Raw genomic sequence first — 8375 nt, 5'->3', positions numbered from 1 at the left:
ATCCGTCAACTCATCCAACGCGCCCGCACCCACTACCGATGGGACACCCGCCCCACCACACGCCGCCTCAAGTAACACCTACTGCCGGTCGCTCTAAGTCGTGTCGCCCCTCCGACACGAACTCCCATGGCTCGATCGCCAGTGTGGGTGTGTCGGTCCGTCTTCGGTGTCGCCGGCGGCTCCCCGCCCAGGGTAGGTTGCCGTCGCTGGACCCGCTGCGGTGGCTAGTAGATCTTGGCCTGAAGGGAGGCCGAGATTCCTGCTCTGTCGGGCTCGATTCGACCTGCGCGATGTTGTCAACCGGTCGGTTCTCCCACAGCGATGGGCTGGCGCGGGGATGCCATGGTGTGGATGCCCGTGCTGCGTGGCGACCGCGCCCCCCGTTTGCCCCCCGAAAACTCCGGCTGATGATTGACAATCAGTGACAAGGCGAGGCTGGTGTCGGGCGACGTCTCTACAGCTCAGTGCCCACTTAGGGCAAGCAATGGCAAGTCCGGAATGGCTACGTTCCGTAACAAGGGGTCGTCGGTTCGAATCCGGCCGTCCCGACAGCACGAAAGAGGCCGTCAACCGGGGTGAAAACCCTGGCCAACGGCCTCTAATTCGTACTGTGGTAGTAGAGATTTCCTGATCTAGACGGCGCGTAGCTGGGGACCAGTTGGGGACCGGCGGGCCTTCAAGTGGGCGCTGAGGGCCGTTCCGGCGTCGGTGATCGACTGCCGGTCGGGTGTAGGTACCGCTGGGTGGTGGTCAGTGATCCGTGTCCGGCGATCTTCCGTAGGACGTGGACCGGTACGCCTGCGTCGGCCATCCATGTGAGGCCGGTGTGCCGTAGGTCGTGTCGGCGTAGGTGTTCGTATCCGAGCTTGGTGACCACCTCATCCCAATGCGTCGCGTCGCGGAGCACGGCGGTGCTGATCCGGCCACCGCGCGGCCCGGTGAACAGTCGGGAATCGGGTTTGGACACGGCGTCCAGGCGGTGAGCGACGATCGGCCGTACCTCTTCGATCAGCGGCACGGTCCGTGCGCGTTTTCCCTTGGTGCCCTTGTCGATGAGGCCACCGGGACCGGGCGTGGTTTGGCGGCGTACCGTCCACATCCACGTTTCGCGGTCGATGTCCTCGGCCCGGACGCCGGAAACCTCGCCGATCCGGGCGGCGGTACAGGCGGCGAATATCACCACGTCGGCCCACCCGGTGAAGTGGTTCGCGGTCCGGTTGACCAGCGCATCGGCGAGAGCGGTAAGCGTTTCCCAGTCGGGCAGCGCGAGCGAGCGAGGATCGTCCAACTCGTCAGCGGCCCGCTGGTATTCGCGCTGCCACCCGGTGACCTGGGCGGGATTTCGTTGGATGATGCCGTCACGTACGGCCTGTTCCATCACCCGGACCAGCACGGCGAGGCTGTTCTTCACCGTGGATCGAGCGCTGAGGCGGCGGACAGCACGATCCGCACCAAGTATCGATGGGTACCACCCACCAAACGCAAGCGCCGCCCTAACGCGGTATAGGTGATCATCGATCGAGGCCTCCTGGGCGAGGGTGCAGCCCTCACACTAGTTACCCCGCTGACCGCTGAGATCGAGGCTACGCGGGACTGGTTGGCCGAAGACCCTCGGCGAGCGCGGGCACCTGGATTCCTCATCGTTCCAGGCCGATCTTGTGGTCGGCAGACGGCCAGCAATACTCACCATCTGGCCTGGTCATGAAGATCTGGAAGCAGGCTGGCTGGAAAAGCACCCGGTTGCCGTCCAGGGAACCGCACGCTGGGCCGTGAAGTCGGGTGAGACGCTCACGGACCTAGCCTGGCGTGATCTCCTGGATCAGTGAGGACCACTGCGGTGTCTGCTGCCTTGCCGCCCGGGCCCGGCGGCGGAGGCCGTAGGTTGCGGACAACGCCGATATCGAGCCATGTCATCGTGCGACGGTGTCCACTCGCAATTGCCAGTAAGGCGGAACGGCTGGCCGTGACAGTTCAGCCATACGGAACGCCGTGTTGCCCTGGTGGTTGGTGATCGGAGGTTAGGGACCTGACTGCGGATTTTCGGGTTAGGCGTCGGTGAGCAGGATGGCGAGGTGGTTGTCGAAGGATTGTGCGAGGCTTGTCAGGAGGGCTTGGCCTTTGGCTGGGGTGCCGGCTGATGGTTGGCCGATGACTCCGGTTGTCGTGTAGGCGCGCATTCCTTTGACGAGCAGCATCGTGCGGTCGTCGGCGGTGTGGTCGCTGTTGGTGAAGTCGGTGCCGACCGTGTGGGGTTGGACGTGTAGGAGGATGGATACTTCCAGCTCGCCGGCGTGCATGTCGTGGTGGGCGTTGGTGTCCAGGTGTGCGTCCTGTCGGGCCTTGTCCCAGTCGGTGCGGGTGGGGAAGAGAGTCATCGAGCCGGGGGTGGTGGTGTTGGCGGTCTGCACGATGTTGGACAGCACGTAGTTGCCGCCGTGGCCGTTGACGATGGCCAGCCGGGTGATGCCATTCGCGGCGAGTGATGCGCGGATGTCGTCGATGATTGCGGAGAGTGTCTGGTGGCTGATGCTGACGGTGCCGGGCCAGCCGGCGTGTTCGTGTGAGCAGGACAGTGTGATTGGCGGTAGGAGCAGCACGTTGTGTCGTCGGGCGATGGCTGCGGCGATGGCGGTGGCGACGATCGTGTCGGTGGTCAGGGGCAGGAACGATCCGTGTTGTTCGAAGCTGCCGATGGGCAGAACTGCTACCTCAGGTGCGTGGGCTGCGATGTCGGTGCTGGTGGCGGTCGGTAGCAGGTCCATTCGGTCATTTTGTCACTGGCGTGTCACTGCGGTGCGGTGCCCGTTGATGAAGCTGCGGACTGCAGGGAGCGTGCGGTGCTGGCGTAGCGCTATCGCGAGTGGGCCGATCGCGCGGATGATCCGGTAGGAGGCGGTTTTGTCTGCGAGCCGAAGTGCGGTGCTGCCGTGGTGGGCGGCGCGTTCGGGATCGTGGTGCAGATAGCATTCGCCGAGGTGGGCATGCCAGAGCCCGATATCGATGAGGGTGACGGGTAGTTGATCGTCGAGGAGTTCCTCGAAGATCGTGGTGGCCGATGCTGCGTCGCCGAGTAGGTAACGGCAGCGGGCGTCGACGGCGGCAACGTAGCGCAGGTCGCAATGCCGGGCGAAGTGGTCGTCGCCGGTGGTGGCGCCGACGTTGGTGAGTTCGCGGCGCGCGGCGGTAATGGCGGCGGTGGTGTCGTCGTCGTTGCCGCTGGCGGCAAGGGCTTCCGCCATGCGGGCTAAGCACAATGCGCGGGTGCGGGCCGGGACCGGGCCGGGTGTCAAGGACCGCCGTGAGAAGGTGATTGCGGCGCGGATGTCGCCGTTGTCGAGAGCGCGTTGGCTGTGCCGCATGCAGGCGTAGGCGGTCAGTGGCAGGTCATCAGCTTCGACGGCACGGTGGCGCGACCGGTCGAGCCATACTCCACCGTCAGGAGCGATGGTGGTGTTGTCGGCAATCCAGCTCATGAACTCCGACCAGCGGGCGTCTACGCCGGCGAGGTCCGGGCGGGTACCGCCGCGTTGCAGGGCGTCGAGGATCTCTAGACGTTCGCGTACGCGGATTCCGAGTTCAGGCCATGTCTGTGGAGGTTGGGCGGTGAGCTGATCGAGTTCGTCATGCCACGCCTGCGGATCAGCACAGGTGAGTTCATCGTCCAGGAGCGATCGATAAGTCCTCGGGCGGTCCGGTATCGGGCGACGTGGGGTGCTGTCTGGTGTGCGTCGCGGACTGTAGAGGCCGAGGTCGGCGTCAGTGGAGGCAGAGAGCACCTGGCACAGGGCGTTGCGGCGCTCCCGGCTGGGCCAGCGATGCTCCCCACGCTCAAGCTTGCCGACCCACCGATGATCGACGTAGTAAGCGGCCAGATTCTGCCCAGGGTAAAGGCGGTCGAGGGCAGCGTTGACGGCGTCGGCTAACTCCGCCCGGGACATGCGCTGGCCAGCACGGCGCGGCGAGATTCGCCGACGGCGCGCATCGGCAAGCAATGCGTTAGGGGCGATGACGGTCTCAGGATGGCGGGGCACTGCACCTCCTTCACGCCACGGCCAGCACGTCTCGTCACACACGCTCAGGCAATCAGCCTGCCTGGAATTCGCGTAGGCCGTCCAGCACATGTTGCCGCTGTCGGTCACGTCGACCTGACTGGCAAGTCAATCTTACGGGAGGATCATTGGCGATTTCGTGGGCGACACTGCGATGGTCGGCGGAGTCTGCGGCTATTCGAACCCGCCTCTCCTCTGTGAATGGCGAACTACTCGCTGGTCAGGTGCTGGTCGGACCGTAGGTCGGTATGTGAGGTTGGACCGGAGGTCGGCTTCCCTGTTTGTGGGTTGTTCCGTGATCGTTGAATCGCCATTAGTGTCGGCGGCAGCCTCATCCTCGAACTCGACGATGATCAGCGCGCCCAGCTGGACCGCCGGCGCACCGACCACCTCGCCGCCGCCTGCGCCACGCTGACCGGCACCGACGGCATCAGCCTCGCCCTGGCCTCGCTGGCCCGCCGCTGGCAGTTCCTCGACACCGAGGTCCGCGCGAACACCGCCCAGGTCGAGGCGATCGTCCGCCAGACCGCTCCCCGGCTGCTAAACCAGCCCGGCATCGGGCCGATCACCGCAGCCCAACTCCTCGCGACCGCTGGCGACAACCCCGACCGGCTGAGCAGCGAAGCCGCATTCGCCGCGCTCTGCGGCGTCAGCCCGGTCGAGCACTCCAGCGGCAAAACCCAACGCCACCGACTCAACCTCGGTGGTGACCGCGCCGCCAACAGCGCACTATGGACGATTGCCAACAACCACCTCATGCATGATCCGCGCACCCGCGAGTACGCAGCACGCCGCACGGCGCTCGGTTCCAGCTGCAAAGAGATCTTGCGCCTGCTCAAGCGCTACATCGCCCGCCAAGTCTTCACCGAGATCCGCCGCGCCCTCACCCCACCGAAGATCAACCACACCCGTGACTTGACATAGGGGCATCAACGCCCTGGCCGAGGCGTTCTTCGCCACCCTCAAACGCGAACTCGACGTCGACCGCCGCACCTGGGCAACCGAAGCTGACGCCCGTCGCGACGTGTTCCGGTGGATCGCCTTCTACAACCACCGACGCCGCCACTCCGCACTCGGCTACCTCAGCCCCGCCGACTACGAACAAACCCTTACACCGACTACGCTGCACCAGATCGCGGCATAACCCGGTGTCCACATCCCGGGGGGAACCTCAAATCGGCGGAGAGCACTTATTTGGGTCATGTTAGGACCCGCCCGGTCATCAGAACCGATATACGAATACGCCGCTCTCGCCACGAGCGTGGATTAAACGTCCAGTCAGGGGTGTGCCGGAACAGGCGAACCTGCCGTCCCACTCGCACCTCCCATACGTCGGTGCCCAGGCCACCGAAGCTGGTCCACCCCCACCGTTCTGTGTACAAGATCGCCGCGACCCGCTTCACGAGACAACTCAGGTCCACGGCTGGAGAGCGTCAGGCCTCTGCCTCCTTCGGCTCCATTTGCACGTACCCCCGGGCGACGAAGAACCGCTCGAGCAGGTAGCACCACCACAGGAGGATCAGGCCGGGCGTCACGAACACCGCGGGCATGAAGTTCCAGATGGCGACGCCCCCGAGGACCACGGCGATCCCGAGCAGGAACGTCAGGCTGGGCGTCGTCAGCCCCAACGTGAGCCCGTTGAGCACCTGGCGCCAGGTGGGGTTGGTGAAGCGGGCTACGAGGGGGAGGCACCAGAAGACCAGGAGCAGGAGGAAAAGTCCGACGACAATGAGCGACACCCAGACCTCGGCCAGCCCGCGAGTGGGCAGGTAGGAGAGCGAGAGGATGCCGACGGCCGCGACCGGGACGGCCAGCAGACCGACGACGGTCGCCTGCCTCCAGCTCTGCCGCAAGGCCTTCGAAGCAATGGCCCGGACGCCACCGTCCTTGCCCAGGACGTACCGGCGGCACACCTCGTAGGCGACCACCGTTCCCGCTCCCGCCGTCACGACAAGGCCGAGGCTCAGGAGCCAGAACAGGCTGATCAGGATGATGGAGCCGAGCGAGTCCAGGATGCGCCACAGTCGCGACGCGGGGTTGAAACGGAGAATGGTCGGGGCCTTTCAGTGTGCGCAGTTGCGGGTCCTGAGGACGGGATCGGCCTCCTGCGGTGGGCGGGAGGCCGACGCGATCAGCCCTTCACGGAGCCGATCATGAGACCGGACACGAAGTGCTTCTGCAGGAACGGGTAGACGAACAGGATGGGGACGGCCGCCACCATGGTGATCGCCGACCGCAGCGCGATCGGTGTGGTGACCTGCCCGCCAGAGGCTGCGGCGCCCGTGGCGGCCACGGAGTTCACGCCGGCGTTCATCGAGCTCGACAGCAGCTTCTGCAACTCGTACTGCAAGGTGGTCAACGCCGGATTGCCCGAGGCGTAGAGCAGGGTGTCCAGCCAGGCGTTCCAGCTGCCCACCGCCACGAACAGACCCACCACGGCCAGCGCGGGCTTGCACAGCGGCATCACGATCTGCCACCACGTACGGAACTCGCCCGCACCGTCCATCCGTGCCGACTCGATGATCTCCTCAGGGATCGACTTGATGTACGTGCGCAGGATGATCAGGTTGAACGCGCTGATGATCGTCGGCACCCAGTAGGCCTGGAAGGTGTTCAGCATGCCCAGGTCCTTGATGAGCAGGTAGTTGGGGATCAGCCCGGCGTCGAAGTACATCGTCAGCACGAAGATCACGGTGATCGGGCGGCGGAAGATGAACTCTGTTCGGCTGAGCGCGTAGGCGAGCATCGAGGTGAAGAACAGGTTTGTCGCCACCACCACGACCGTCTTCAGGACGCTCATGAAGAACGCCTGGTAGATCGTGTGCATGTTGAACACGACGTTGTAGTTCTGCAGCGAGAAGTCCCGAGGCCAGATGCCGATCCCGCCACGGACGGCGTCCATGCCGTCGTTCAGGGAGATGGCGAGCGTGTTCAGCAGCGGGTAGACCATGACCGCCGCGAGGGCCAGCAGGAAGGTCGTGTTGAGCGTCGTGAAGATAGTCCGCTCGGTCGTCCACTTGCGACGCCGTGACCCGCCCCGTGATGCGCACCGCGCCAGAGGCTTCGCGACAGTGGTGCTTGACATGAAGTCCTCCTAGACCAGCGTCTCTTGGTTGAGGCGCTTGGCCGCTTGGTTCGCCGCGCCCACCAGGATGACGGCGACGATGGTCTTGAAGATGCCCGCGACGATGGCGAGGCTGTAGTTGCCCAGCTCGTAGCCATAGCGCAGCACGAAGACGTCGATGGTCTCGGACCTGTCGGACACCAGGCCGTTGCCGAGGAAGTACGGCAGCTCGAAGTTCGTGGACAGGATCCAGCCGCTGTTGATGATGAGCAGCACGACGATCGTGGGCCTGATGCTCGGGAGCGTGATGCTGAACATCTTGCGAAAGCGGCCTGCTCCGTCGACCTCGGCGGACTCGTACAGGCTCGGGTCGATCGCGGTGATCGCGGCCAGGTAGATGATCGTGTTCCAGCCCAGCTCCTTCCACAGGTTCGTCCCGGCGACGATCCCCCAGAAGTAGTTCGGCTCGGTCAGGAACAGGACCGGTTGGTCGACGATGTGCAGGTTCATGAGGCCCTGGTTGATGAACCCGCCGGAGGAGGGCAGCGAGAGCGCCACCGATGCCATGCTCGCCACGATCACCCAGCTGAGGAAGTGGGGCATGTAGGTGATGTTCTGAAGGACTCGCTTGAACGGCAGGTTCTTGACCTCGTTCAGCAGCAGCGCTAGGACGATGGCCCCGAGGGTACCGACGGTCAGGGTCAGGACCGACTGTCCTATCGTGTTGATCACGACCCGGATGAACCGCTCACCCATGACACCGGTGAACAGGTTGTGGAAGTTCTCGAGGCCCACCCACTGCTGGTTCCAGAGGCTGCGGGGACCCGGCCAGGGGCTGCTGCCGCGAGCCGGCTTGAAGTCCTGGAAGGCGATCGCCCAGCCGTAGACCGGGACGTACTTGAACAGGATCTGGTACAGCAGCAGCGGGACGGCCATCGCGAGCAGGGCTCGCTGCGCCCAGACCAGGTCCCAGGTGATCTTGCGCTTGGGATCCTTCGCTGCATTCTTTCGGGCCTTGCGGTTCTGGGCACGCGAACTGCTCGCGGGCTCCGGGGCCGGTTCGAGCCCGGTGGCGGTCACGGGGATGCCGACCGTGGCGTCCGTCATCTGTCCAACCTCGTCGTCAGGAGCAGTGGGTGGTAATCGAGAACGCGTCGTGGGGGGGGGGGGGGGGCCCCCCCCCCCCCCCCCCCCCCGCACGGGGGGGGGGGGGGGCGGGGCGGGATGTCCACCCCGGGGGGCGGGGCCGGGCACCACAAGGC

At 65.2% G+C, this 8375-nt stretch carries 5 protein-coding genes and 3 pseudogenes; 2 read left to right on the top strand and 6 right to left on the bottom strand.

What is annotated here, in order from left to right; translation table 11 throughout:
- Window positions 1–632: 632 nt before the first annotated feature.
- The 3 genes and pseudogenes from AB0M35_RS29035 to AB0M35_RS29025 form a co-directional block, all read right to left on the bottom strand.
- A pseudogene (locus tag AB0M35_RS29035) lies at window positions 633–1420 on the bottom strand (site-specific integrase); the annotation flags it as partial.
- Window positions 1421–2045: 625 nt separating this feature from the next.
- The gene (locus AB0M35_RS29030; RefSeq protein WP_363749387.1) at window positions 2046–2762 is read right to left on the bottom strand and encodes a creatininase family protein; all 717 of its coding nucleotides are present in this window, start codon (window positions 2760–2762) and stop codon (window positions 2046–2048) included.
- Window positions 2763–2774: 12 nt separating this feature from the next.
- Window positions 2775–4139 carry a hypothetical protein gene (locus tag AB0M35_RS29025; protein ID WP_363749386.1) on the bottom strand — a complete coding sequence of 455 codons (1365 nt, stop codon included), beginning with the start codon at window positions 4137–4139 and terminating at the stop codon, window positions 2775–2777.
- A 351-nt stretch (window positions 4140–4490) separates the two neighbouring features.
- On the opposite strand from AB0M35_RS29025, the pseudogene AB0M35_RS29020 reads away from it, so the two are divergent.
- Together AB0M35_RS29020 and AB0M35_RS29015 are read left to right on the top strand one after the other, a co-directional pair.
- A pseudogene (locus tag AB0M35_RS29020) lies at window positions 4491–4973 on the top strand (transposase); the annotation flags it as partial.
- Between the two features lie 7 nt (window positions 4974–4980).
- A pseudogene (locus AB0M35_RS29015) lies at window positions 4981–5193 on the top strand (integrase core domain-containing protein); the annotation flags it as partial.
- Window positions 5194–5482: 289 nt separating this feature from the next.
- Here AB0M35_RS29015 and AB0M35_RS29010 read toward each other — a convergent pair.
- From AB0M35_RS29010 to AB0M35_RS29000, 3 genes are all read right to left on the bottom strand, one after another.
- Window positions 5483–5977, bottom strand: a complete 495-nt coding sequence (locus tag AB0M35_RS29010) for a hypothetical protein (protein WP_363749385.1) — start codon at window positions 5975–5977, stop codon at window positions 5483–5485.
- Window positions 5978–6180: 203 nt separating this feature from the next.
- Window positions 6181–7134: a carbohydrate ABC transporter permease gene (locus AB0M35_RS29005; protein ID WP_363749384.1), complete on the bottom strand. Its 954-nt coding sequence runs from the start codon at window positions 7132–7134 to the stop codon at window positions 6181–6183.
- A 9-nt stretch (window positions 7135–7143) separates the two neighbouring features.
- Entirely contained in the window at window positions 7144–8220 is a 1077-nt protein-coding gene (locus tag AB0M35_RS29000; RefSeq protein WP_327026637.1) for an ABC transporter permease subunit, read from the bottom strand.
- Window positions 8221–8375 lie beyond the last annotated feature (155 nt).

The sequence above is a fragment of the Micromonospora sp. NPDC051196 genome (assembly GCF_040682415.1).
GTDB lineage: Bacteria > Actinomycetota > Actinomycetes > Mycobacteriales > Micromonosporaceae > Micromonospora.
The sequence above is the reverse complement of the archived record's forward strand: the minus strand, read 5'-3'. Positions and strand labels throughout refer to the sequence as shown.

Bases quoted from the DNA above. Each gene is read 5' to 3' on its own strand.
- AB0M35_RS29005 (WP_363749384.1), bottom strand. From the start codon at position 7,134: ATGTCAAGCACCACTGTCGCGAAGCCTCTGGCGCGGTGCGCATCACGG.
- AB0M35_RS29030 (WP_363749387.1), bottom strand. From the start codon at position 2,762: ATGGACCTGCTACCGACCGCCACCAGCACCGACATCGCAGCCCACGCA.
- AB0M35_RS29000 (WP_327026637.1), bottom strand. From the start codon at position 8,220: ATGACGGACGCCACGGTCGGCATCCCCGTGACCGCCACCGGGCTCGAA.